Annotated in this window: 20 protein-coding genes; 12 read left to right on the top strand and 8 right to left on the bottom strand. The window is 51.9% G+C overall.

Annotated features, from left to right (window positions below):
* Positions 1-13 precede the first annotated feature (13 nt).
* Positions 14-238, bottom strand: a complete 225-nt coding sequence (locus DM826_RS07910) for a helix-turn-helix domain-containing protein (RefSeq protein ID WP_120102864.1) — start codon at positions 236-238, stop codon at positions 14-16.
* A 298-nt stretch (positions 239-536) separates the two neighbouring features.
* On the opposite strand from DM826_RS07910, the gene DM826_RS07915 reads away from it, so the two are divergent.
* From DM826_RS07915 to DM826_RS07940, 6 genes are all read left to right on the top strand, one after another.
* The gene (locus DM826_RS07915; RefSeq protein ID WP_120102865.1) at positions 537-1,352 is read left to right on the top strand and encodes a hypothetical protein; all 816 of its coding nucleotides are present in this window, start codon (positions 537-539) and stop codon (positions 1,350-1,352) included.
* Positions 1,352-1,621 carry a hypothetical protein gene (locus DM826_RS07920; RefSeq protein WP_120102866.1) on the top strand — a complete coding sequence of 90 codons (270 nt, stop codon included), beginning with the start codon at positions 1,352-1,354 and terminating at the stop codon, positions 1,619-1,621. Before DM826_RS07915 ends, DM826_RS07920 begins: the two co-directional genes overlap by 1 nt.
* Positions 1,618-2,835: a ParB N-terminal domain-containing protein gene (locus DM826_RS07925; protein WP_120102867.1), complete on the top strand. Its 1,218-nt coding sequence runs from the start codon at positions 1,618-1,620 to the stop codon at positions 2,833-2,835. The genes DM826_RS07920 and DM826_RS07925 overlap by 4 nt, the downstream gene beginning before the upstream one ends.
* Positions 2,836-2,837: 2 nt before the next feature.
* Positions 2,838-3,800 carry a ParB/RepB/Spo0J family partition protein gene (locus tag DM826_RS07930; RefSeq protein WP_120102868.1) on the top strand — a complete coding sequence of 321 codons (963 nt, stop codon included), beginning with the start codon at positions 2,838-2,840 and terminating at the stop codon, positions 3,798-3,800.
* 166 nt (positions 3,801-3,966) lie between these two features.
* The gene (locus tag DM826_RS07935; RefSeq protein ID WP_165853280.1) at positions 3,967-4,638 is read left to right on the top strand and encodes a transcription initiation factor IIB family protein; all 672 of its coding nucleotides are present in this window, start codon (positions 3,967-3,969) and stop codon (positions 4,636-4,638) included.
* The gene (locus tag DM826_RS07940; RefSeq protein ID WP_120102870.1) at positions 4,635-5,588 is read left to right on the top strand and encodes a recombinase family protein; all 954 of its coding nucleotides are present in this window, start codon (positions 4,635-4,637) and stop codon (positions 5,586-5,588) included. The genes DM826_RS07935 and DM826_RS07940 overlap by 4 nt, the downstream gene beginning before the upstream one ends.
* 110 nt (positions 5,589-5,698) lie before the next feature.
* On the opposite strand, the gene DM826_RS07945 is transcribed toward DM826_RS07940, so the two are convergent.
* A complete protein-coding gene (locus tag DM826_RS07945) occupies positions 5,699-7,426 on the bottom strand; it encodes a recombinase family protein (protein WP_165853281.1) in 1,728 nt (575 codons plus the stop codon).
* A 236-nt stretch (positions 7,427-7,662) separates the two neighbouring features.
* Between DM826_RS07945 and DM826_RS12865 the strand changes: the two genes are divergently transcribed.
* Complete coding sequence (locus DM826_RS12865) at positions 7,663-8,178, top strand: hypothetical protein (protein ID WP_133304668.1); 516 nt, start codon at positions 7,663-7,665, stop codon at positions 8,176-8,178.
* 11 nt (positions 8,179-8,189) lie between these two features.
* Here the strand turns inward: DM826_RS12865 and DM826_RS07950 are convergent, their stop codons facing one another.
* Complete coding sequence (locus DM826_RS07950; RefSeq protein WP_233735725.1) at positions 8,190-9,446, bottom strand: tyrosine-type recombinase/integrase; 1,257 nt, start codon at positions 9,444-9,446, stop codon at positions 8,190-8,192.
* Between the two features lie 576 nt (positions 9,447-10,022).
* Between DM826_RS07950 and DM826_RS07955 the strand changes: the two genes are divergently transcribed.
* The 3 genes from DM826_RS07955 to DM826_RS07965 all read left to right on the top strand — a co-directional run bounded on the left by DM826_RS07955 (position 10,023) and on the right by DM826_RS07965 (position 14,862).
* Positions 10,023-10,568, top strand: coding sequence for an HNH endonuclease (locus DM826_RS07955; RefSeq protein ID WP_120102872.1), 546 nt, complete (start codon positions 10,023-10,025; stop codon positions 10,566-10,568).
* Positions 10,569-10,735: 167 nt separating this feature from the next.
* A complete protein-coding gene (locus tag DM826_RS07960; RefSeq protein WP_120102873.1) occupies positions 10,736-13,873 on the top strand; it encodes a DEAD/DEAH box helicase in 3,138 nt (1,045 codons plus the stop codon).
* Positions 13,870-14,862: a helix-hairpin-helix domain-containing protein gene (locus tag DM826_RS07965; RefSeq protein WP_120102874.1), complete on the top strand. Its 993-nt coding sequence runs from the start codon at positions 13,870-13,872 to the stop codon at positions 14,860-14,862. The genes DM826_RS07960 and DM826_RS07965 overlap by 4 nt, the downstream gene beginning before the upstream one ends.
* A gap of 140 nt (positions 14,863-15,002) precedes the next feature.
* On the opposite strand, the gene DM826_RS07970 is transcribed toward DM826_RS07965, so the two are convergent.
* Together DM826_RS07970 and DM826_RS07975 are read right to left on the bottom strand one after the other, a co-directional pair.
* Positions 15,003-15,425 carry a hypothetical protein gene (locus tag DM826_RS07970; protein WP_120102875.1) on the bottom strand — a complete coding sequence of 141 codons (423 nt, stop codon included), beginning with the start codon at positions 15,423-15,425 and terminating at the stop codon, positions 15,003-15,005.
* Positions 15,422-16,240, bottom strand: a complete 819-nt coding sequence (locus tag DM826_RS07975) for a ParA family protein (RefSeq protein WP_120102876.1) — start codon at positions 16,238-16,240, stop codon at positions 15,422-15,424. Before DM826_RS07975 ends, DM826_RS07970 begins: the two co-directional genes overlap by 4 nt.
* Positions 16,241-16,552: 312 nt before the next feature.
* Between DM826_RS07975 and DM826_RS07980 the strand changes: the two genes are divergently transcribed.
* Positions 16,553-17,227, top strand: coding sequence for an RNA polymerase subunit sigma-70 (locus DM826_RS07980; protein ID WP_120102877.1), 675 nt, complete (start codon positions 16,553-16,555; stop codon positions 17,225-17,227).
* On the top strand, positions 17,224-17,919 hold the full coding sequence (locus tag DM826_RS07985; RefSeq protein WP_120102878.1) for a nucleotidyl transferase AbiEii/AbiGii toxin family protein: 696 nt from the start codon (positions 17,224-17,226) through the stop codon (positions 17,917-17,919). The genes DM826_RS07980 and DM826_RS07985 overlap by 4 nt, the downstream gene beginning before the upstream one ends.
* A gap of 168 nt (positions 17,920-18,087) precedes the next feature.
* Here the strand turns inward: DM826_RS07985 and DM826_RS07990 are convergent, their stop codons facing one another.
* From DM826_RS07990 to DM826_RS08000, 3 genes are all read right to left on the bottom strand, one after another.
* A complete protein-coding gene (locus DM826_RS07990; RefSeq protein WP_120102879.1) occupies positions 18,088-19,281 on the bottom strand; it encodes an RNA-guided endonuclease InsQ/TnpB family protein in 1,194 nt (397 codons plus the stop codon).
* Positions 19,282-19,391: 110 nt separating this feature from the next.
* Positions 19,392-23,027, bottom strand: coding sequence for a UvrD-helicase domain-containing protein (locus DM826_RS07995; protein ID WP_120102880.1), 3,636 nt, complete (start codon positions 23,025-23,027; stop codon positions 19,392-19,394).
* Positions 23,020-26,076, bottom strand: a complete 3,057-nt coding sequence (locus DM826_RS08000; RefSeq protein WP_120102902.1) for a PD-(D/E)XK nuclease family protein — start codon at positions 26,074-26,076, stop codon at positions 23,020-23,022. The genes DM826_RS07995 and DM826_RS08000 overlap by 8 nt, the downstream gene beginning before the upstream one ends.
* Positions 26,077-26,271: the final 195 nt, after the last annotated feature.

Here is a 26,271-nt window from a genome sequence, read left to right on the forward strand (position 1 = left end):
TGAACGTTATTTTTTATTCAATGAACCAAACTATCGTATTCCCAACTTTCTGCGATCCGAGAACATCTTCCTCTTCGAGTTTCTGTAGTCGCTTATATGCTGTATCGTGCGCACACCCGACAGCATCAGCTATTTCCCCAGTACCCAACATCTGATCTGCACTCCTAATTGCATCTAAGAAGGCCTCTTCCGGGTATTCATCCGTATACTGCCCTGTTTTATCGTCCCTTTCACCCATTGTTAGGACTAATCATAATGGATGAGAATAGTCCTATCGGTTGAATTCAAATCCATTATGATAACTCCGAAAGGCTTTTACCGATATGACTTCTCATAATGGATAAGGAGGCCCAAGCGTTCGGGGTCATTCGAAAAGTGCCCCGCGGTGTTGCCGCACCGGAGGCTTGGGTCTCTGGACAGAAACCCATGAAAAGATCTACTCCAGGATCGGAAGATAGTACCGGATTACAATTAGAACAGACGCTCTCAAGTCTCACACTACGATCACTCGCCGTAACCCGAATCGGAGGTGGACAATGAGCTCCACGTCAGATCCAGCTGGCACAGTCAAACGTACGACTGCGATTCCAGCACTTAAGACGAACTCCGCGCGGGCGATACTGGATGCCTTCGGTGATTCGATCATCCAGCTCAAAGCAAGCAGCAGCGTCGTCACAACCAACGAAACCCTCGTCGAAGAACTCCGGGAGTATGGGGTACTTCGAGCACAAGAGACAAAACAAACCCTCGATATCGATTACACGCAGCTGCAGGACTCTGACAGTTCTAACCCGGATAATCCGTGGGATGAACCCGCTATCGAGACGCTCTACGAGCATCTCGACGCTATCCTCGATGCAGAAACTCAGTCGGTCAAACCGGATCTCGCTGTCCAGTCAGTTACCATTCGAGTGACCGATGAGGCACTCCAAGAGGTGACACCGGCGCGAACAGCTGAGTTCGATCTCCACTTCGAGGCCTCGAAGGCTGAAGAGGCCCTTCGGGAACAGACACGGCGAGCAAACGCTGGCCGTGGGCTGTACACTGAACTGGGATTCAACGTCACGAACCTGAATCTCCATTCAGTCATCGAGACGGTCACAAAATACTCCGAAACCTCAGACGGTGAGTATCTCTCATGGAACGGGCCTGAAGACGATACTCGGCCGAAGGTCAACCCGCAGCTGGCGGTTCGGATTAACGACCGCATCCTGCCGGATCAGTACGGCGTGCTCAAACCGTATCACGTCGTCGACGACGAGGTAATCGATGTGGCTGATGAGGCCCTTGAAGACGACACTGGGGACAGTGAAACTGACGGGGAACCTGCGGACTCGGAGGCTGAGAACTAATGCCGCCGGCGCAATTCAGCGTCGATCCCGCAGCTGATGAGGGATTCTACGTGACCGTCGGGACTGAACTCACGGTGTACGAGTCCTACGACGCCGCGATTGCCGAGGTGCAGGAGAAGATCGCCACCGAGACTGACAGCTTCCTCGCTGAGGTCACTATCGACAACGATGGCAGTGACGACGTGGCTATTAGTCTCGAACAGGTCGGCTGGCAGCAAATCATCCGCGACATGACGACCGCACAAAATGGAGAGGAACCGACTCCATGATAGAACGAGCTGAACTGTCAATCGAGTCGCTGGTCGTCGATCCGATGCAGTCTCGTGACCAACCGTGGACGGGTGACGATATCGACCAGCAACTGGTCGCCGCTATCGAAGCCGATGGGCTGTACAACGATCTCATCGTCCGGCCACTCGACGCTGTCGAGATGGGGGTAACTACTGAGACCACCGACACCGTCGATGACGGTCGCGATGCTGTTACTGACGATGACAACGCTGGCTCTGATGGCAATCCATCACCGGTGACTGCAGAAGACCTGTATGCTATCGTCGCCGGGTCACGACGCTACTACGCTGCGATGGAGGCCGGCTATGAGTCGCTACCGTGTAAAATCTTGCAGGCAGATGATTTGGATGCTGCGTGGACATCGCTACTCGAAAATACAGACCGGCGCGAGCTCTCCGAACAGGAGATCGCTCAGCAACTCAATCTGATCTATCAACTGATTCGTCCGGGAACGAACGACGAGGGCATTGAACCAACTGACACGCCACTCGATGTAGATCTTGAGATCGAGCAGGGGCACTTCGAGACCGACGAGGAAGCCCTCGCTTACATGGCCGAACGGTACCTTGGTCGCTCCGATCAAAGTGCGATTGATCATATTCAGGAGCACCTACAGACGGCTGCGCTTCCACCGGTGCTGCAGTCACTGTTCAAAAATCCCGAGGAGCGTACGGCCCCCGAGCGGACGGCCCTTGAGAACTACGGGATCGATACCCGTGCGACACTCGGAAGTGGTGAGGGCAAATCTGGCACGTCTCGGGCGGTTGTCGCGCTCCACAACACTCTGGAGTCCGAACTGGAGGCCGACAGTCTTGATCCAGTCGATGCGGTCTTAGAGACGGTTGGCTCACTCCAGTTCGACGAGATGTCGGAACTCGAACTTCGGCAGTCGCTACGAGAGTTCCGCAAGGATGTCTCGACGGCCCTCGATTCGGAATCGCCGACCGAGCAACGAGAGGTCTTCAGTGAGACGTTACAGCGGCACACCGAGGAACTCCAAGAACTCCACGAAGAGATCGAACCGAACCGGCCGTTCAAACGGGTCGATCTGCAGGGCCCAGAGACCCAACGGCACAGTCGCTGGCACGTCCAGGCGATGCGCTCGCGGGGTGCTAACACGCATACAGAACTGGCTCGGGAGTTGTATCTGGAGCGGTTGGAGACCCTCGCTGACGAACGGGGGTGGGAGTAAGCATGTCGCAGGCACCATCGAATCCAGCCACCAACCACGATCTACTGCCAGACACCTACGATGAGTTGTTGCCAGTTGGGCAACTCGTCCACGGTGAGCACAACCCTCGTCGTGTTCGGCCATCGGAGACACTGAAACAATCCATCGCCGGCTTCGGTATCAACAAGCCACTGATCGTGCGTCCAGATCCGAATGAAAACGATGTGTATCACATCACCGATGGCTGGCAACGGTACCAGGCAGCCGTCTCCTGTGGCTGGGAGCAACTCCCGGTTCGGATCTATGAGGACACATTGGATGCGCTTGAAGCGACCGAAATGGAGAGCATCGTCCGGGAGTGGTCAACCTACCAGTGGGCGCAGTACTGCCGCTCGTTGGCCGACGAAATCGAAACTGACACGCAATCAAAGGCCGAGCGAGCCCGGCAGGTCGCCGCTCGAACCAGCCGTGAGGCCGACACTGTTCGTCGATATATCGATGTGTTGTCGCTGCCTGACGAAGTCCACGTCCTACTGTCGGATGGCCCGGAAGGTGATGAACAGCAGTGGTCGGCATTGAAGAATTTCAACGCGGATGTTCGACAGTACGGCGATCTGCAATGGCAGGTTGCCGACCGGCTCGCTCGGAATCAATCAGGGCTTTCCGAGCAACGGGTAATCGAGATCGCAGCGACAGCTGTGGAGTTCCAGACTGCTGAACAGGGCATCGAGTTCGTCGATCTAGCGGTGACCAACCCTGAAATGAGAGTCGATGTTCTCCACCGGAAGGTGCTATTCGGGAAAGATTACGAACAGTATCTGGTGATCCCTCGCGTGTCGGTAAAACTCTCGACGGCGGAGAAGCGAGCGATCATGGATCACTGCCATGAACACTGCAAACCGCTCAGTGAGATTGTGTCTGAATCGGTCACATCGTTAGCAAATGAGATCACTGATGATGACACTGAATCGGATGCTAATGAGTGATACTATGGCGAGAGAATCGCACGACCAGCCACGATTGCCTGCCACCGTTATCGATTCGATTGTCACCAACAGGATTGGGGAAATAGATCGATGCCCCCAGTGTGAGAGTCTGCTGAAATTTTCGGCACCTGAAGTACCGAATCAGGTTTGTAGATCGTGTGGGTACGTGATCGGAACAGAGGCCCCTGTTGGTTCGATAGAAGAGATCACTGAGGAGGAAGATGTTGAAACAGACCAATCCTGGAGTGAGTTCTATGCAATAACCAACAGCACTGAAAAACAAGTCGCAGCGGCATTTGAAGAGATTGAATCCGTCGCTGAGGATCTCTATCTTACTCCTGAGCTTCGAGAACAGGCTGCCGATGTCTACGCAGAAGCCTCACGAGTGAACCTCACAGACGGACGATTAACCACACTCGTTGTTGGTGCGGCAATCTGTATCGGAACACGAGAAGTAGAGCAACCACGGCCTACCGAACGAGTAGCTTCTGAACTGGATATTGACTCAGATCGACTCAAACAGATGATACGACAATTCCAAGCAGAATTGACCCGAGGGTATGTTGAGCTATCACCAACGGCCTACGTTGGGTATCTCTGTCAAGAGGCAGCACTTTCGGATCAGATCAAATCAGAGGCTAAACAACTGATAGACACTGTTGTTGAATCAGAGCTATTCAGCAATGCAGCGGTTCATCCAGTTGGCATCGCTGGCGCAGCGATATACATGGTGTCGTCTGGAGAGCTAACGCAACGTCGAATTGCGACCCTCACCGGTGTCTCACAAGAGACGATCCGTCAGCGGGTCAGTGATTTCCAGGAGGTGTTGGATTCATGACTCGGCTTCCGAATAATGACCCTTCCAATCAAATCGCCACAACCGGTGTTCCAATTCAAGCTGCCGACGATCTCACTGCGGTGATCTACGCTCGAACGTCATCACCGGGTCAACAGGAAGGGTACTCCATAGATGAGCAAGTGCGACAATGTTGGCAGAGATGTTCGTCGTTAGGCTGGACGGTATCACACATCTTTCGTGACGAAGCAGTCAGCGGAAGCGATACTGACCGAGAGATGTTCCAGAAGATGCTTTCCCGAGCTGAGGCTGGTTGGTTCGACGTGATAGTTGTCTGGAAGTTGGATCGATTCTCCCGAAGCCTCATGCACGCGGTGCAGTTGGAACAGGAGTTGAGAAGTTGGGATGTCGGGCTGCATAGTGTCACCGAACATATCGACACGACTACTCCCACTGGGCGGTTCAACTTCCGGAACATCTCTTCAGCCTCAGAACTTGAACGTGATCTCATCAAACAGCGCACACAGATGGGAATGATTGGGTTAGCTGCCAACCACCAGTGGCCCAATGATAATCCCCCTCTGGGATACAGGAAGTGTGAGGATGCAACGCTGGAAATCATCCCTGCAGAGGCCGATCTCGTACGGATCATCTTTGATCGGTATCTCCGTCTTCGATCAATGCCAGATGTCGCCACAGAATTAGAAGCAGAGTCTCATCCAGAATGTCGGCAATTGGAATGGACGCCCCACCGAGTAGGTAAGATACTGAAAAATGAGATCTACATAGGCGAATACACAGTGGCAGACGTGGATGAGTACGTTGAAGAGTATCAGATAGTGGAGAAGCGTCGGTTTGAAACGGTTACTCAAGTCAGAAATCGATTCCAACGTGCAAGAAAATCAGTGCGTTCAGAGATGCCACGTAATCGGAAGGAGAGACGAATACAGAACGTCACTAATCAGTACTCAGAGTTTCTGGAAACGCAATAATTGAAAACTCTACGTTGTTTGTGTCTTCCCTCACTATAAGTGGGTATTTATATGAAATCATCAATAGGGATTGCTCAGTCGGCTTTTAATCGAGAATGTAAATTCAAATATTATTGATTGAATGGTTTTATTCTTAATATAACTACATCAGAATTCTCATTTTCTGCGTGGTTTTTCAGCATTTCCCACTCTTTCTCATGCGGGAATTTCATTTGATCGTGTTCCTTCTCACCTCCATCAGTATCGTATTCTGGACAAATCCAGTAGTGACACTTCGAGCCGTCCTTCAAAGTTTCAGAACCATTCTTTTCCATACCTCGACCACAATGATCACAGATGGGTTTGATTCTATCAATATCCTCTAGAACTTTCATAATCAATCCCATATCTGCTAACTTTTCAATATCAACACTGTCGGTCGTGGTAGAGTGCTTTTTTGCGATATCATCAACAGTTTCGTTGACTTCTTCAAAGAGATCTTCAGAGATCAACTGTAACTCAGAGTCTTCTTTTACAGCTTGCTCAGATTCATCTGCACTACGTGGATATACTACTCTTCCAACGTAAATTGGGTCTTCGACGATGCGCTTGATTATCGCCCCATCTGTATCGTCAATGTCGATATCTGAATAGTCGAACACTGAGACGACATCCTCAACTGGTAACTTAAGAACAGAGTACTTCTGTTCATAACCCTGATCAAGTCCCTCATTATTCACGTGAGATTTGATAAGTTTAGCAACCTGAGAGTAGTTTTCTGTTTCTATCACATCTTCCATAATCGCAGATACTACTTTTTCGCCACCCGTAACTGGTTCTGGCCAATCTTTGTCATCTGGTAGTCGATATCCAAGACGTACATTGTCAAACCATGTACTCCAGACCTTTTCTTTCTCAAATTTTCGTTTTATCGTGTCCCATGCCGCTCGGATACGATCCTCAACTGATTTGCCGGCGGTGATGGCTTCGACTACGAGAGTAATTTGATCAGAGGTAGAATCTAGATTATACAATCCATTCCGGTAGGTAATTATCTCTACCTCGTGCTCATAATGAATTACAGCTGCCACGTAGATCGTCTCAAGTGTATTTCGACCGAGACGATTTATCCGATCAAGTACAACGGGACGAGGATCCTGTTCTAAATGCTCGTCAAGCTTTTTGAAACCTTCTCGGTCGAATGTATACCCACTTTCATCCATATCCACAAATATATTTGCTATTTCATACCCAAGCTCATCTGCTATTTCGTGTATATGTTGTTTTTGAACCTCAATACTCATAGTTTCAGAACTACTATCATCAGGAGAACTTTGACTTTGTCTTGTGTATCCGTATGCTGCTTTAGCCAGATCATCTATTAATTCAAAAGTATTTGTTGATTTATTATTTGAGTTTGACTGTTCATCAGATGAATCGGCAAACTCCGACAAAGAAGCGTTTGAATCACTTGATGTTGCAAGCATAATTAGTGGCAGCAGCAGAACCACGCTGAATCGATTGGTGAGGAAATTTGATACCCACTTTGTGAGGTATGATTTAGGAGCCGTCGATAGGTATGATTTGAGAGCCGTCGGCAGGTATGATTTAGGAGCTGTTGGCTGACTCAGGTATACTCCCAGATCTACTACGTATATCGCGTGTGCGAGAGATTTAGAGGTTATATATAAATGCTGTACAGCATTTATGTGGTTAGCTATGATTTTTTGACGGTACCGTTGCAATATCATAGGTCTATGATAAAGATTGGCCAGACTACCTGCGATGGCCAATCCAATACTTACATGGATGTGCGCAAGCACCAGGATCTGTTCTTTTGTTGGCTTGTTTTTAGCCATGAGAGTGATGTGTTTGAGTGGCCGAATAATATCATCATAAATAATATATATGAAATTGAATACTTTAATGAACCCATTTGCAAAAATGCAAACGGGGCACATGAGGCCTATTAAATATAATTAACAGATATATTAATACTAAGATTGTTGAGACTAAAGTATTGAATTGAATTGGCCCTAATTTCCAAAGCCTAATTTTTATATTGAATTTACATCAAATGTGCGAGTGAGAATACATGGGCTCTGAGAATCCCTCTACACAACATATCGAATCAGCCGAGGTAACCTCACAAAATCTATTAACTATTCCAACTGAGGTTCAGAATTTGATTTTCGCTGATGATATAAGTGATGAAGATAAAGTTTATTACTGGTACATTCATGAAACTGAAAGTGATGAATATATTTACATAGCTAGTCATACTCCTCGTGAAGAAAACTCTAAAACCATAGATAATACCGAAGCTCATTCAGGATCGTCCAATAGAACTTCTATACCTGATAAAGTTAGAAATATAAAGGACATTAGTGAAGGAGATCTGCTCTATTTTTTTGCGCATGATGGAACAAAAGAATCTAAGAATCCGTCCGTCGGCATCTTCACTGAAGACCAGATGACGAGTAAAATAGACTCAGGAATCGAAAATGACTCGGATGATGGTGCACTTTTTCGTCCGTATACTTTCACAACACCTGGTATGGACGAACAAGATCAACCTGATTTAGCAGATCTTTTAGATAACATAGAATAATTAGGAGGGGATCAGTTCCTACTGGATGGGTCTCCGAACACCTCACTCAGTTCGTCACGCATCGACTCGTGACGGTATCGCCGTTTCTCAGCCTCCGAAAGATAGTTCTGAGAAACGATTTCAGTACTTGATGAGCCTTGATCAGCGGCGATTCCCTCTAGTCCTTCCATCATCTGCTTGACGGCCTCGTTGTAGGTCGTATACCAGAACCGCCTCCCCATCTTGGCAGTTGGCGTCTCACCCTCAACAGTGACACCGGCGAGCTCAGCGAGCTGTTTGAATCGGTTCGTGACCGTCTGCGGCGTGATGTGGCCCGTGGATGACCGATCAGATGGGAAGAGATAGCCCTCCCAGCCTGGCCCATCCAGATCAACGATTCGTTGTTTGAGTACGTCGATACCGAACAGTACTGTGACCTCGCCAGGGCCGTTCTTCCGATGCTCAAAGACGATTCGGTTAGCCTCGCCATCATCAAGGACGAACTGATCCATCGTGAGCGAGGCAACCTCATTCGGCCGCAGTCCCCATGCTCCAAGAGCCAACACTAACAGTCGTTCCTCGATGCTTTCGGCAGCCTCGTAGATCGCCCGCATACCGTCGGCGTCAACGGTTTTGTTGTCGGGGTTGTCAATCTCCCAGCGGAACTGATCGTTGGCTCCATCGAGCGGATTGTACTTCGCGCCCTGAAACCTGACCTGATAGTCGTAGAACTGCTGTACGTCGCCGAGGTACTTGAGACGCGATTGATCGGTCGAGAGCTGGCCTTTGAGTACGTCGAAGACAGCCATACAGCGGTCGTTTTCGGCCGGCCGTTCCTCAATATCATCGAGGTTCCGAGTGAGGCTGACCGGCCCATGCAGCTGCTCGTAGATCCGTGTGTACTCCGCGAGCCGGGAGCGACGACTCGTGACAGTGGATTCAGCGAGTTGTCCACGATCTCGCTGCGTCGAGAGGTACCGCTTGATCGCTTCGAGTGTCTCGTCGTTCCGAATGCCCCAGTCGTACCCAGCATCGGTGTCGTAATCCCTCGAAGTATCGTCGCCGAGACCGACTTCCTCCACGAAGAATTCCTTGGCAGTCAAGTCATGATGCTCCTGAAGGGCGTAGGACAACCCCGAGAAGCCGTGGTCGGCCAGCCACTCGTAGCTTGGCCGCCCGTGATCTGGGTCGTAATTGGCCTCTCGCATCGCCGGTCGAATCTCGCTGTAGTAGAAATCGACCAACTCGTCGAGTGACTTCCGCGACCACTGGTACTGCGAATCGCTCACGGGAACCGCCTCGCCGTGGTTTGGGGTGATTTGATATCGGCCATTCTCTGGGAGTAGCGTTTATCTCACAGCTATCTAATACTTTTGGTAAGTCAGGTGTCCCACGTAGACAACATACTAAGTAATGTATATCCTGTGAACTTGCCCAAGCGCGAATAAATCATATGACGCTACATAAAATCAATTAAAATTTGACCTTTAGCAAGCCACAGATTGCGATTCACCACGCGAATTCTCGGAGTATTGTTCGTGAGATCGAGTGTTCGATAGCGTTCAAAGATTTTGCCCGCGAGCGCGAAGTCGTCAATAAGTCCCGCAGGTAAGAGAGAAGTCAATCGGCGACGTATCTCAGTGTTGGGGTAATTCTGTTTTCACACTTTTCTCTACACGTTTACAACGACAAACTGACCAAGGTGCATTCACTCGACTTTCGGCTGTTATCCGAATACGGATGCACAGAGAACACAAGGCAATGGTTCTGAACACATATTCGACCAGACTGTATGTAGAATATATTAACATTCAACATCCGTCCCCGAGGATTAATTGTCACTACACAATATCTATCGAATAACCATGCCCCCCGATTATCCAAGCAACTGGGACTCAATCCGAAAGGACGTGTATAGTCGAGATGATTACCGATGTCAAGAATGTGGAGATCGTGGTGGCCCGTACGGTTCTACAGAATTACACGCTCATCATATTGTCCCGTTAGGTTCCGGGGGAACCAATGATATGGATAATCTCATAACTCTCTGTGATTCCTGTCATATGAGTATCCATGGTAAAAATACATCTCCGACTGCGGTAAGTAGAAATAAGAAAGGTCGTCTTCACAGAGATGCTGAGCAGGGGATCAATGAGGAAGTCAACGGATGCCCCAACTGTGGAGAATGGGCTTTGTCTGTTCAATGGTACCGTCACGATTTCCTGAGCAAAGCCAAGCTGATTACATGTGAAAACTGTCGAACACTATTCAAAGAAACCGTACTGGGAAAAAATGGATCAGCAACATACAAACTCAGAGAAGTAGATGATGTGAATGATGTTCCCACGGTTTCTTCAGCTGTGTTTTACGAGATAAGGAAACATAAAAAATTAGGAACTTTCTTCGGGTAAATAGTTATAGGGAGTAATATAAACTCAAATACTCAACTATTCTCACAGAATAATATAGATACTAACGGGTGGCACATGTAGCCGAAAGAATATAATATTCTTTTTTGGTGTTGCAAGGTACTAAATCCCCACACTCCCACAGAAATCTCACGAAACATAAACGTAGTATGCTTGTTCTTCATACGGTTACAGATGAGTGCGGTAGAATCTACCTTTGGGCAGAGGATTCTACACTCCCTCGTTCACGACAAAATCAACACCCGACAGCAGACAGAATAGGTGCAAATAAGCACCCGTTTACTGTTGACAATGTAACTCTCAGCGACATTCTTTCGGAAATAGAATATGAGTTATCAAATACAGAGTTGAGAACTCTCACAATCTATTTACCAACAAGTCAAACTTCTCCTCAACCATCACCATCGATCCAGCAAGAAGACACTGAAGAAAATAATTCAATGTCTCTTGCCCCGTGGCTCATTTCGGCAGTAGAAATTAATTCGATAGATGCTCCATTAATTCTCACGCATCTTTCGAAGGAGACCAATAGTTACTGGGGAACCAATATCGAACCAGGACAGACTGTCCATTACTGGAAGTCTGTGTGCTCGGTTGCAGAGTCTTTCGTTGACTCCGGACAGGTTGCTCCACACCTTGCAGAAAAAGGTGGGTCTATCACAGGTACTTGGCGTGCGTTCCCTTCAGAAGCCGATGATATTGATCAAATTGTGGAATTGATAGAGGCAATGCCACCACTAGCACGGACATCCGTAGAAATTGGATCAGGCCAACATAGACCGCATAAATACCCTATTACCCGTTCCTCGAAAGAGGTCTTGACACGTACACTGGATAGGCTGGTTAATACGTTGGTGAAAGAGCGCTTATCTACGACAGAGGCCGATTTAGCTTCTCATGAATTAGATCCTGTCAATCAACAGTGGATAGCTACGCTCGTTGAAAAAGGAACTTCGATTGAGGCTGATTCCGAATCGATTGCTAAACTTCGAGAGCAGCTTGACGAATGGAGTCGCCCTTCGATGACCGAAAACGAGCAGAGCGTAAGACTTTGCTTCCAACTGAAAGAGCCAGATTTGGACACTGGATCGGTGATGTCGGACCCAGAACAGGAACCGATTGTTCCCGATGGCTGGACAATTGAACTGCTACTCCAATCGGAAAACGATCCGAGCCTCGTGGTTGAGACGAGCGACCTGTGGCAATCAGATCGCTCAACATCGAAAATACTCGCACGCCACCTCAACCAACCCAGTCAGATTCTACAAAACGAGTTGGAGCGTGCCTCTAAACTATATCCCCGACTAAAAGACGAACTTGATCAATCGAAACCGACCGAGATCAAGTTATCGAATAGCGAAGCTACTGAATTTCTGCAAAAATATGCAGATAACTTGCGGCAAGCAGGGTTTGGGCTGATACTCCCTGACTGGTGGGGAGAGCCCCCGAAACAACTTGGTGCTCGGTTGGTTGTAGGCGACACTGACGACGAGTTTGAGACTACCGGTAGTGGTCTGGGAATCGAACAACTGTGCGGGCTCGATTGGGAGATCGTCGTGGGAGATGACACTCTCTCCGAAGATGAGTTGCAAGAGCTATCTTCATTCAAGCGTTCGCTCGTACACTTCCAGGGTAAGTGGGTTCCAGTGCAGGACGACGAGGTAAAATCGGCAATGGATCTTCTTGATCGTGAACAAGAACGCACACTTGAAGAAGCACTTCAGGCAGACACTGAAATCAATGAGGACAAGGTTAGCCTCCCCGTCGTCGAAAAAAGATTGGAAGGTTCATTCAAGAAGCTATTTGAGCAGGACTACGAGACATGGGTCGAAAAAATAGACACCCCTTCTGAATTTGACGGTGAATTGCGCTCATATCAAAAAACGGGCTTAGGTTGGATCTCTTATCTCGAAAATAACGGATTTGGTGGTTGCTTGGCAGATGATATGGGACTTGGGAAGACGATTCAGGTTCTCGCACGTCTGGTTCAGGAGCGGTCGGCTGATCCAATGGTTGGTCCAACGTTAGTAGTATGTCCGCTGTCTGTTGTGTACAACTGGAAAAGTGAGGCGAACAAGTTTACTCCTGACCTGACAGTGCATATCCACCACGGCCAAGGTCGAATGTCGGGAGATGATCTTACCAGTGCCATAGAACACCACAATATAATCATTACTACGTACGGGACAGCGAGGAGTGATATCGACCAATTGCAAGACGTTCAATTCCATAGGATCGTCCTTGATGAGGCACAAAAGATCAAAAACACATCAGCCGGTCGTACACGGGCAATTAGGTCGCTGTCCGCCCATCATCGGTTGGCGTTAACCGGAACGCCGATTGAGAACCGCTTGAGCGAATTGTGGTCTATAATGGAGTTCTGTAACCCTGGTCTACTCGGATCTGAGAAACAGTTCAGAAACGCTTTTTCAAAACCGATTGAGGAACGAGGAGATATCGAGAAAATGAACCAACTCAGGCAACTTATACGACCATTCGTATTGCGGCGTGAGAAAACGGATGAGTCAATAATCGACGATCTCCCGGAGAAGTCAGAAAAAAAGGAGTACTGTGGACTCACTGAAGAGCAAGCAACTCTATATAAGGCAGTAGCAGATGAAATTTTCGACCAAATTGAACAGGCCCGAGATATCGAACGTAGGGGGAAAATTCTGAAACTGATCGGGAATCTCAAATCGATTTGTAATCATCCACGTCAGTACCTGAATGACGATCAGCGTATCAGAGATAGATCGGGTAAACTTACGGTGCTTGATGACCTCGTTAAGAAGATATCTGACTATGACGAGAAAGGGCTTATATTCACTCAATATACCCAGATGGCAGAGCTATTGTTAGAACACTTACGAGCCCAAGGTTATCGTGTGTTCTATCTCTACGGAGACACGCCGAAAGAGGAACGTGAAGAAATGATTGATGAATTCGAAGACGCTAACGGATCCTGTTTCTTCCTATTGTCACTGCATGCTGGCGGCACCGGTATCAATCTCACGCCAGCCAACTATGTTATTCACTATGACCGGTGGTGGAACCCAGCTGTCGAAAAACAAGCAACTGATCGAGCATATCGGATTGGGCAGAATAACAATGTTCAGGTGTACAAACTAATTTGTCGGGGAACAATCGAAGAATCGATAGACCAGATCATTGAGAGCAAGCGAGACTTAGCAGAACAAGTACTGGCCGATAGTGATGAATGGGTAACCGAACTTTCAGATGAGGAGTTACGTGAACTGGTATCGTTATCAGCGGACTCTATAGTATGACTCAATCTGATGGAAGTAGTGTTGATGACACGGAGAAGGAACCGCAAAACCTGAGCAGCGCGTGGTGGAAGCATCGCTTTCAGGAGACAAGTTCATCAGTTGAGGTTACCGACGAGTCGTTGAAAGAATCTGTTGGCGAATTTTGGACTGAGATACCTGAAGAATATGAGATGCCTTCCGAGGATATTCAAGTAGCTAGTAAGACAGAATTAGCATCGCTTGGTGAACCGCCCGAAGAATTCAGCAGAGTTTTTGAGATAGTTGATCACCTCCATGGAGAAATACAAACGATACAGAGCCCACAGACGGAATACACGGCGGAAACGCCAATTGCCACCGTAGTAGAACAAATACCACGTGCTGGAACGATTATCGTGAAGAATCTGGAATCAGAGGGTTTTGAGACACTAAGTGATCTAGAAGGGACTACTGTCAGTGAATTACTAGAAATAAACCGTGTTGGAACGGAAACAGCACAGCGATTGGTTGATTTCACCCAGAATCAAATTACAAAGAGTCGGGAAGAGAAGCCGAAAAATAACCGACGATCTACTCGGGACGATACTCAACTCAAAGAGATTGTTGATCAAATTTCAGGCTTTGGAGATGTTAGTCGAAAGAAGATTGAAAAATCAGGATATGAGACTGCAGGAGATGTCCGTGCTGCAACGTGCGAAGAACTGGCGGATATTGAACAAATAGGGGAAGGAACCATCTCCAAATTAATTGAGTACTTAGAAATTCGCACAGAGAACTCAGTTTCAACTCCGGAGGAAGACCAACTAGATGACACCCCAGTGGAAGATTTCGCGGCAGACGTACCGAGAGTAGGTCGAGTATTGGTAACTAAATTGAACCAAGCAGGATACAAGACGGTAGGAGATCTTCGAACCGCGTCTATTGACGAGTTAACAGACGTTGAGCATATCGGTCAGAGTAAAGCAGAGTTACTTTTGCAGCACGCCAATCCCGACGGTTCTATCAAATAAATTATATCATGTGATCTTTCTCAGCGTGAGGGACAGTATCGGGAGCATCCTCAAGCAAGAGAGTGCCATCGTCGAACGAGAGACGCATTCAGTTCGGCCTCCAGCGGGGACGTATTTGTCGCTGCTGGGAACAAAGCGGATCAATTATCACTTGTGTTACTGTCACCGATATTTGCCAGTCTGGCTTGAATTTCCTCGGCATCCGCCTCAGAAAGTCCCTCAACACCGAACTGGACGAGTAGCGGGTAGAAGTGGCGGTTCTTCTTGAACTCATCCTGCCCAGCCTTGCGGAGTTTCAGTTGGGACTCAAGGTAGGTATCCTCCATCTCGTCGAGGACATCGTCGGGAATGTAGATCGTCCGCCCGTTCCACTCCTCCTTGATATTCATTTTCGTTTTACTCGTTACGTTCGTTTCACTCGTTGAAGTCATTTCGGGTGTTTCGGTCGATGAACCGGTTTCCACCGTTTCACTCACCTCACTCGTTTCGCCGGAATCGGCCTCATCGTCTTCATCTTCGTAGTTGCCCTCAATGCCGGAAGCATCACCCCAGCCGTCACTCATGCTTTCACCTCCTCAGGTGCAGTCTTCTCAAACGTTTCGTCGAACAGGTCGGCGATGTCGTTAAACAAATCGCGTGCATCCTCAACGCGCTGATTCTCCTTCCCGTAGCCGAATATCGATACACCCTCTCCAATCGATTGGGAGAGGTCAGTCCGCTTTGGGATCTCGAAAATCGGCAACGAGTACGCCGATTTGATCTCCTCAATCGTATCGCGGTGTTCGGAGTTCTGCTCCACACGATTACAGACTATAGCGAGCCGATTGATGTCACCGTAGGCTGGTTCAAGCGAACTCAATTGCTTTGCGAAAATCTGGAGGCTGTTGGCGTTGAGCTTCTCAGGAATCACGGGGATGACGACATTGCCGGTCGCGACGAGGGCGTTGTCGGTGAGGACGTTCAGGGATGGTGGCGTGTCGACGATGATGTAGTCATAGTCCTTGTCGAGTTCGTCGAGAGTCATCTCCAAGCGCTCACGGCTTTTAGGTGCCTCAAGCAACGTCTGGATGTTCTTGTTGTTCGCGAGCTTCTCGCTGGCGGGAAGGATGTCGAATTCCTCGTGCTTGACGATGATATCGTTCACCGACTCCATCTGGTCGAAATCGAGTACATCGAAGAGTGTCGTACGGTCGGTATCGTAATACAGTTCGTTGTAGCCAAGCGAGCAGGTGAGCCCCCCGTGGTAGTCGATATCAACCAAGAGGACATCGTGGCCTCGGGCGGAGAGTGCGCCGCCAGTATGAATGACATCAGTTGTCTTCCCCGCGCCTCCTTTCTGATTCGCCACCGTGATTCGTGCCGTGTTAGTGTCGGTCATTTCTTTCGTTTTCCTCGTTGTGTTCGTTTCGTTCGTTTTGGTCGTTTAGTTCGGTGCGTTCGGTGAGGGTGTTTCACTCGGTGAAAGGATTACTACGGCATTAAAACCAACTGTTCGTTCCGCTCATTGAGATAAACGCACTCGTTGCTATCAATTTATTCGTTCTGTTCGTTTCACTCGTTTAATTCGTTATTGTTATTCCGCGCATTTACAGCGGGAACCAGGGCTACTCTCAGGACGAATAGAGAGATCGTGATTTAACGCCAATCGAGTAAGAGTTTTAACTGTTACCGAATTATTGGTAATCAACAGATGTATGAGGTTCTCGATGACACGGCGGCACAGACTATCCTCGCCATCGAGAGTGGTGACTCCATCCGCCGTGTCGCCCAACACCTTCAAACACCGTATGAGACGGTACGACAGGCCGTCAATCGGCTGGAAGACGTAGGCTACGTCACCTATGACGACGGCCTCTCAGTCGTCGACGAGCAGGTGAGGGACGCAGCCCGCGAGCTCGTCGCGGCCAGCGCCGGCGTTAGTCCACCATCCATCGAGGAAGCCTACGTCATCCCCCAGTTCGGAGACTGGCCGTTCGCATTCACACGGATCGACGCCGTTTACGTGTGGACCCAGGGCGGCTACCAAGTTGGTCGCGAGCCCGACGACTATCCACTGTTCCTGGCTGTTCGTGAGCAAGATGTCAATGCCTGGGAGGCGTTTTTCGATTCGTTCGGCCTCCCTACCGCATTCGAGCGGCAGCCCCAAGACGAGCTGGACGGGGCACTGCATATTGTCGTCGAGCCACGCTCCTCACTCGACATTGAACACGTCGAGGGGTACCCGGTTATCCCGAGAGCAGAGACGATCGAGTATATGCGTGAGAACTACGCCCAGTTCCAGTCGGCACTAGCCATGCTCGACCGGATGTACGAAGACATCGATCTCGGCGTCACGTACCGGGAGATGGAACGAGCGCAGCCATGAGTTTCCACAACCGAAGTGACGCACTCATCGAACTGCTCGAAGACCTCACTCAGGAGGGACACGAGTACGTCCTTGTCGGGGGTTATGCTGTATCGGTGTTCAACGCTCGCTTTTCTACTGATCTGGATATCGTCGTCGCACCAGACTCCAAGGCCGAATTCATCGAATTTCTCGAAAATCGGGAGTTCGAAGAAACGGATAGTCACGCCAAGGAGTGGTTCTACGACACCGAAGTGTTCGAATACGAGAAGCGGCTCACGCCGCAGCAGCCGATCGGCTTCGATCTGCTAGTGAATGGCCTCGGCTGCCGCCAGACAGAGGCACAGTGGTCGTTCGACTACCTGTACGACCATAGCCACCAGCAAGAGGTGAGCGGGGGCACAGTAACGACGACGGCCAGAGTGATCGATGGAGCCGTCCTCGTGGCGGCAAAGCTCCACAGCGGCCGCGAAACAGATCTTCGGGACGTCCTTGCTGTCGCAGAAGAGATCGACCTTGAAGCTGTCACACCCCACCTGCGGCGGGGAGACGACGATGCGCTACGGGAGCAACTTGAGCGTGGTCTGGAGATCTTGGAGAGCGATGAACTCAAGCACGGGTACCGGAGTGACTTCGGGGCCTCAGCTGTCTCAGAAGAGACTGTATCCGCCCTCCAAGAGTATCTGGCAAAGCAGGTGAATAGGTTGAATTGAGAATCAGTCGTGGCTACAAACCAATCTGCGGACAGATGATTGTCGAATAGCCGTGTAACTACGTCAACAACCCCACCCTACTTCGCTCGGTCTACCGACCTCGCTCGTTGAGGGTGGGGCTTGTCAGTGATCTCGGCCTCGAACCCATGTAGGTGAGGGCTGTATGCCCTAAGTCGGCGTCCGCGATCCTGACTTCAGAGCGTATTGACTGACGCTCCTCCCACGGGGCGGCTGATGACCCCGAAGGAGATACAGTTCCGCCACGTTCTTTGCTGCATTGTAATCCGCGTGATTCTGTTTCCCGCAGCGACGACACTCGAAGGCTTCGCTGTGGCGGTTCTCGTCATGGACGAACCCACACTCGTTGCACCGCTTCGACGTGTTCCGGGGGTCGAGTGTATCCACGAACAACCCCTCGTACTCGGCCTTGTATTCTACGAAATCCTTGAGCTTTCGGAACGCCCACTCCGAGTGCCATTGCGCGAACGGTAGGTTATCGCGGATGTCACTGAGGTCTTCCAAGATTATCCCAGCGCAGTCGTGGTCGAGGGCTTCTTCGACAATCCCGTTCGCTACACTATGCAGAATGTGTTTCACGTATCGCTGCTCACGTCCTGATAGTTGGTCAATCGTGCGATGGGCTGACTGCGTGCCCGTCTCCTGTAGCTCACCACGGACACGCTTACACTCCCGACGATAGTGATTCAGCTCACCAGCATCGAAGAATTGTGCCGTACTGGTGACGGCGATCTGGTTGACGCCGAAATCAACACCCAGCACCGCTCCGTGCTGCGTCGTTGACTCATCGGCGTCATCCCGAGGCGTTCGATACCCGAGGTGAATGAACCACTCGCCGTTCCGATAGTGGAGCGTGGATTCAGTGTATGCCCACTCGTCGTCGGTGAGATAGTCGTACTGGTAGCCATCCGGATTCTCCGGTAGTGCGAGATCCGCATGGACTCTCGAGTGGTCGCCCAGCGTCGTGAGGGTGATTTTCTCTTGGTCGGGAAAGACGGTGAGCGTTCGCCGGTCGAAGGTCATCGACCGGCTGGTGAACTGCGGTTGTGAGGCTTTTTTGTCCTGTTTTCGACGTTCGATACAGGATTTGATCGCGCCTGCCACTTCGTGACAGGCGAGCGTGGCGTGTTGGTCGCCCAGCCCGGTTTGCTGTTTGATCGTCTCCTTAGCGTGGTTTCTGACATCGGACTTGGTATGGCAGGTTTCCCATGCGAGGTCACTGCCGATATTGCAGCTGTCGCGCCACTCATCAATTGTATTGAGTAGGAGTTGTTCATCTTCTGCTGAACGAAGCTCAAGCCGAGTGATGAGCGTGCGACGGTGGTACTCGTCGTCCGACGCCATATCTTCAATAAAGTGCTAACAATATTTTAATCTGTGCTGGTTGTCGGCTCCTCCCCTCCCTACTCGCTCCCTTTCAGTCGCTCCTTGAGGAAGGGGACTCCGCCTTGTGATTAGTTGACTAGATCCATCATCGGTCGAAGTTCAGATTCAATTTCCGCCATCTGATCCGACTCCCAATTGAACTGTTCCTCTACGCCCGCATCAGTAAACCGGAGTGAAGCTCGTACGTCACGATTTCGGTCATGTTGGAGGAGTGCGAGAGCGTAAGCGAGCATCTGCGGTCGATAGTGTTCGGCGAGTTCCTCCGATGTCGTAGCTGAGAGGTCGTTGGTCTTGTAGTCGATAATGTGGAATGCATCCGGCGTGACGAGCAGTCGATCTATATCGCCGACAATCCTCGACTCCCCAATTCGAGCGACAACAGAATACTCATCATAGACTGCTTGGAGCTGGGCAGCGGTCTCAACCTGATCAACGAATTCAACCGCATCTACAGCGTGATTGACAGCGTCACGGAGGTCTGATTCCGTCGGCTCCTCACCAGCCATCCCACTCAGACGGCGGATCAGAGCAGGCCATTCGTCTCTCGGTGGCCGAAGTTCGTTGATCCGGTGGACGACCGTCCCGAATGTAGTGGGGCTCAACCCCACCGACTCCTCCTGCTGCGAATAGCTATGGCCGTCTGTAGATGCATCCGCTACTGCATTCACGAGCGTCGTGGCTGCGATCCGTTTCGCCGGCGACAGCGATGGTGGTGACGGAATTGAGATTTCCGGCGTTGAATCAACAGCGTCGTCGCCAGTGTGCCAGTTCACCGGGCGCGGTGGCTTGCGAACGGTATAGCTGGCCCCATTAATCTCGCCGGAGGCCTGGCCGTCCTGGATCGCCTCAGCAACGAGTTCGCCGTCGAGGAGGGCTGGCTGTAGCCAGTCACGCCACCGGTCGGCATCATCGAAGGCTGCAGGCTCACCCAGTTCAATTGTACCACCCTCGTCGATGTCGATATCATGCGTGCCGCAGAGGAGGAGGTGATCTCGTGTTCGTGTACATGCAACGTAGAGAAGCCGTTTCGACTCTGCTCGTTCTTCGGGCCGTGATTGTCTGTCAGCGTACTCGTGGACAGCTGTCTTCTCAATCGAGAACGCATCGCCAGGACTCGGCCCACCGACTGCCGGCACCGGTGGCGCGTCTTCAGTACCGTCTACAAGACGTACGTACCCGTGGTCATCAACAGAGCGACCGAAATTGAGGTCGCTTCCAAGATCTGGGACTGTGACAATCGGGAACTCCAGACCCTTCGCGGAATGGATCGTCATGATCCGCACGCCTTCAGCGTCACCCGGAATATCAGCTTCACCCTCTCGGGGATCGATTTCTGCTTGTCGGTCAATGCGATGCAGCAACCCAGCCGCTGTGTGAACCCCGTTTTCACTCCACGTGCGAACCTGATCACGGAATTTCTCGACGTTTGCGACGGCCTGCTGACCGCGTTCATCAGCACTCACACTCGCCAGATATCCGGTGTCGTCAATCACTCGGGACAACAAGCGGTTCCACGGGAGAACGCCATTTTCCGCCGGCGTTGCGCAACCACTGAGCGTTCGCCACTTCGACAGGAGGCTAAAGGCATCCTTCAATTGCGGATCATCCGTCTCGGCGAGGGCGTCCCACACTGATTCTGCCTCTGCGACCACCGGTGCGAGGCGATCATCAGCGAACCCAAACAGCGGGGAACGAAGTACCCCATACAGAGAGACATCATCCTGTGGGTCACCGAGCACCCGAAGCAAGTTCGTCAGTGCCTGAACCTCTGGTGTATCGTAGAACCCGACACCACCGACGACAGTGTAGGGGATATCGTACTCCTCAAGAGCTCGTTGATACCGATCAAGGTGGGTTCGCCGGCGGAGGAGGATTGCCGTATCATCAGGCGTGGCGTCGCGATGTGCACCTGTATCGGGGTCTTGGATTGTAGGCGGATCGTTGAACAGGTGGGTTAGTCGAGCAGCGAGTGCTTGGGCCTCAGCCTCGATGGTGTGATCGAGCGCGCCTTCGGCGACCGGATGATCATCGCCGAAGAGCTGCGCTGCTGTGTCAGCATCGTCAGGTACAACGAGATACTCGACACTCCCAGTTAATCCCTCGATGTCTTCAACTCGGTCGCGTTGTGTGCTCAACTCCTGTGGTGGTGCTTCGTAGGCTTCGTGGGTCTCACCTTCTGGTTGGAACAGATGCTCGAAGAGTTCGTTCAGAAATGACAACGGCTCCTCTAGCGTCCGGAAGTTTCCGGATAGTTCGAGGGCGGTTGGACTCTTAGCATCGCTCTCGGGCACGTCGTTGACGCCCCGGAGTTTGTTAACAGTCTGTAGTTCAGCTCTTGCAGCCCCGAACGTCGTCACATCGGCCCCACGGAATCCGTAGATACTCTGTTTCTCGTCGCCGACCAGGAAGACGTTCGAGGCTGTCTGGTCGTCGACGCCCGTTAGAAGCTTGACCAGCTCCCACTGACGCGGATCCGTGTCCTGAAACTCATCGACCATTACGGCCGCAAATTGGTCTTGAAGTCGCTCAGTGACAGCATCGTTAGCTTGTAAGAACTCAAGTGTCGTCTCGATCACGTCAGGGAAGTCGAGCGTATCGCGGCTCTCCTTCTCGACAGTGTAGGCCGTGAGGACATCGTCGAAAACCCGCATCAGGGCAAGCACGTAGTGAGCACTATTTGTTTCCAGTTCACCGGGCGTCGTCTCGACCGCCTCTGCGTGCGGCTCGACGGCTCCAATGATGGTGTCGATACTGTCTTTCAGGTCGTCGTAGACGTTACCGTACTCTCCCCAATCATCCCGATCACCAACGACGTACCCTGAACTACTGTACAGGCCGCCGTTCTTCTTCTCACAGACCTCGTAAAGCTCAAGGATTGCCTGTTGACAGTCGCGAGGATCACTCTTCGTCGGATCGTCAGGGAGTGTCGTCGCAACCTCTGTAATGGTCTGGTAGGCTCTGAACCCATCATCGTCAGCAATCGTGACTTCTGGGTCGAGGCGGTTCGCGACCGTCCGTAGCTGTTCAAGAAGTCCGTCAGCATACAGGGTTTGTCGGGCGTCGTCGACATCGAGGTCACAGACGACTTCCCAGAGGACATCGACATAGTCATCGACCTCGGCATCACGCCACTCGTTGAGGATCGCCTCGCTTTGTGGCCGCTCATCAAGGATCCCAGACAGTACTTCGACTAACTGGTCGCGACCCCAGAGCTGCGCCAGGAGTGCCACATCCTCATCGTCCTGATTCCGTTCAAGAAACTCGGTCACGACCTCACGTTGCAGTGTTGCAGCACCGTCTTCGTCGAGCACATCGAACCCAAGCGGCACCGGGGCTTCGACAGCCCGTTCTCGTAAGAGACGGGTACAGAACGCATGGATGGTGTGGACGTAGCCGTCCTCCAGATCGTCCAGAACCCCTCGCCACCGGTGGTAAGCCTCCGGTGAATCAACGTCTTCCAAACGGTCGTACACCTCTTCACGGACACGCTCGGTTAGTTCCGCAGCGGCCTTTCGTGTGAAGGTGATCGTTACGATATTCTCGGGCGTGAGTGAAGGGTTGTCAGCCAGAATCGTCACATATCGCTTGGTTAACGTCGTCGTCTTACCAGTTCCAGCACCGGCGGTGATCGCGACATTCCGACCCTGGACAAGGGCATCTTCCTGTTCCTCTGTGAGCTGAATCTTCTCTGTGTCCTCAGTCATCACCCATCACCGCCTCGATGTCCTTATCGTCGCGAACACGGAGTGGAACGTAGGCCGCCTCGTCCGTACCAACCTCGTTGACGAACTCTCGCTTGCGATGGTGCCGAACGTCACATGCTCGACGGTAGTCACAGTATCGGCAATTCGCACCCCGAGCTGACAGAAGCGTCGTGTGGAACCGTCCGTTAGCAATCGCATCGTCGATTTGCCCCAGCCATTCTGGAACGATATCATCCAGGAAGCGGCGAAGTTCGACCTCTGAATCAAATTTCGACTCGACGCCGCGTGGAACCTTGAGGTCGTTTGGCGGCCGCACCTGATAGTACGTCGCCGAGAGCGAACCCTGATCGAATAGATCACCGGTGACAACATCGGCCGCAGCGAGCAGATATATCGGGAGCTGGAACTTCGTGCCGCCGGTGGTCTTCGTCATATACGGTGCTCGGCCAGTTTTGTAGTCGTACAACGTGAGCGACGGTTGCTCACCTTCGCGGTTTACATCAACGCGGTCGATGTATCCACGAATCGAGACGGTCGAACCATCCGGTCGCTCGACCGTGAATGGGCCAGCATCTGAGTCAGGGAGTCCCTCGCCGAACGGAGCCTCGAATAGATGTGGGCGGTCGGTATCGTCTCGTGAGAGTTCGTTGTCGAGGAACCTTGCGAATAAGCCCTGTTCTGGCGCATTGTGGGGGTTGCTGCCAGCCTCGTAGAGTCTACTCCCCTCGTCGCTGAGGCCCGCGAATAGCTCAGCTTTCCACCGTTCGTAGAACAGCCCGTCGTACTGGAAGTCAGCGTCGTGGAGTTCCTCGACAGCTATATCGCTGAGGTGTGTCGCTAGCGTATCTCGGTCAAATTTCGGGAGGTCGACACCCTCGTCGATATCGTCCTGCAAATCTGCGAAAAATCGTTCGAGGACATCGTGAACATATGATCCTGTTTCGAGGGGTGTAGGTGCGACCTCAACGTCGTCCGGATCTTCGATTCCGAGGACATTGTCAGCGTAGAATTTGAACCCACACTCGACGTATCGCTCGATCCGACTCGCACTGTAGGGTTCTCGTTCCGACGGGGGGTATACTTCATCGACTGTTTCAGGTTCTAATACACCGTCGTGCTCGGAGAGGCCAGCTGTTCCTCTCTTGTCCGCACAGTGGAGCCCCCGATCCATGCGTTTGGTCTGGTCGGGGGAGATGTCACCTCGGTCACCGGCGCGGCTGACTGCCGCACGCTGGTCAGCCGTAGCTGCGATGTGCCGCTGGAGATCTTCACGGGAGCCCACGCGGTCATCGACGCCGGTTTCGGGTTCAATATCGGTTACGCGCTGAAGCTCGTCGAGGACTGGCGACCGGACGACGGCAGATTCCTCGTCGCCAGCCTCAGGCGTGGTGATCGTGAGCTGGTCAACGTTCGCGAGGAGCGTCGCGAAGAGATAGCGGCCACGGAGTCGCTCGTCGCCGGTGTCGAACCGTGGGTGGGCGTCGGTCATCTCCTCGAAGAAGGCCGGGTGTTCCGACGTTACCGGGAAGTGCTCGCTCGTCAGTCCCACAAGGAATACCTTCTCGAAGGAGCGCATCCGAGCGTCGAGCAGCCCCATCACTTCGACGTGGCCGCCAGCAGCGCGCTGTGGAACCCGTATTGGCACGCCATCGAAGGCGCGTGTGAAGAGTGCTAACGGCGAAAGATTGCTACTGACTGACGCCAGCGACTCGAACGAGGTAAGAACCTCGTCTACGAGGTCGTAAGCCCGCTGTTCAACCGCCTGTTCGGCACCGGTGGCGTAGTCTTCTGTCGTCTCCTTCAGATTAAACCGGTCATCAAGTAGTCGACGGAGCGTGTCTGTTGCGTCCTCAATGTCGCCTGTTCGGAGCGTCTCTAGCGTGGTCAGCAGCTCCTCGATCAGTGTCGCAGCCTGGTCGTCGACATCATCAAGCAGAGGTGCCACAGAAACCGTGTCACGCCGGCGAGCAGCTGCGGTGACGGCGTTGGCTTGGTCGGTGGGGACGATGTCAACCAGTGGATTCGCTAATAGGGACGTGAGGTTCTTAGCGCGGGGATCAGCTTCGGCGAGGTTCAGGAGATCGTGGACGATGCTCCCGGTGAACGTCCGGTTCAGCTGTGAAGCGGCGGTCGTAACGTGCGGAATGTCGAACGTATCGAACGTATCCTCGACGTACCCCGAATAGGCCTCCGTTCCCGGGATGACGACAGCCAGGTCGTCGGGATCACGCCCATTAGCCAACTCAGTCCGGAGTTCGCGAGCGACGAAGCGAATCTCGCGCTCGGGCGTCGGGAGTTCACGCCATCGCAGAGTGTCCGGAGCAGGGACACTGTCCGGGTCCGGGCGGTAGAGCGACTCAGTGATCGTTCCAAAGGCCCGCCCTGACTCGTCGACGGGCTCGAGGTCTACTGTCTCAAAGTCAAGTGCTTCGTAGACATCCAAGGCGTCCTCCGCAACGGCGTCGACTCCGCTCCGGCCATCTTGGTGGAGCGGCAGAAGTGCAATCATCGGAAGTTCGTCGACGAGGCGTTCGATGAGGCGGCGTTCGACGGGGCGGAACTCGTGATACCCGGAGAGGACGACGACATCCAGTTCCGGGGAGAGAGCCGATAGTGACTGCTCCGCCGTCGACACGGCGTGGAACATTTCTCCCCGGGTACAGACCCACTCGTCGACGTAGTCAGCGTGGAGATTCCGGTAGTGTCGGTACGCGTCGACAGTGGCTGTCGTGATACGGTCATCGAGAGCGGAGCCCTCGAACTCCGCTACGAGCGCGTCAGCGGTCCCGACGCCGGCGTCGTCGAAGAGCGAGAAGCGGCTACTGAACGAATCAGCGAGAGCGGCCGAGGCCGGTTCGCCAGCGAGAGCGCCATCTGTCTCGGCTGTCGATCTATCGAGCGCGTACTCCGCCAGCCGGCGGTTCAGCTGCCCGACGAGGGGTTGAACCGGACCGTGGAGCTCCTCGTACCACTCCCGAACGACCGCGTCAAGCGTCTCGGCACGAAGACGGAGAGGTTCGTGCGAAGCGGCCCAGCGGTTCTCGACCATACTCCGGCGAGCGTCGTTCCGCGTTATGTAGAGAATACTTCCCAGCGAATCGGTTGCGATGTCATCAGCCCGCTGAAATGCCCGTCGTTCCAATCGGGCGTGTTTCGAACCGGTGAGAAGCGTTGAATCCATCGAACACTCCCTACCAAGATATCGGTCTCACTTCACTCTTGGCGAGACTGACAGCTTAGGAGC

This window comes from Halonotius aquaticus (assembly GCF_003605575.1).
Taxonomy (GTDB): Archaea; Halobacteriota; Halobacteria; order Halobacteriales; family Haloferacaceae; genus Halonotius; species Halonotius aquaticus.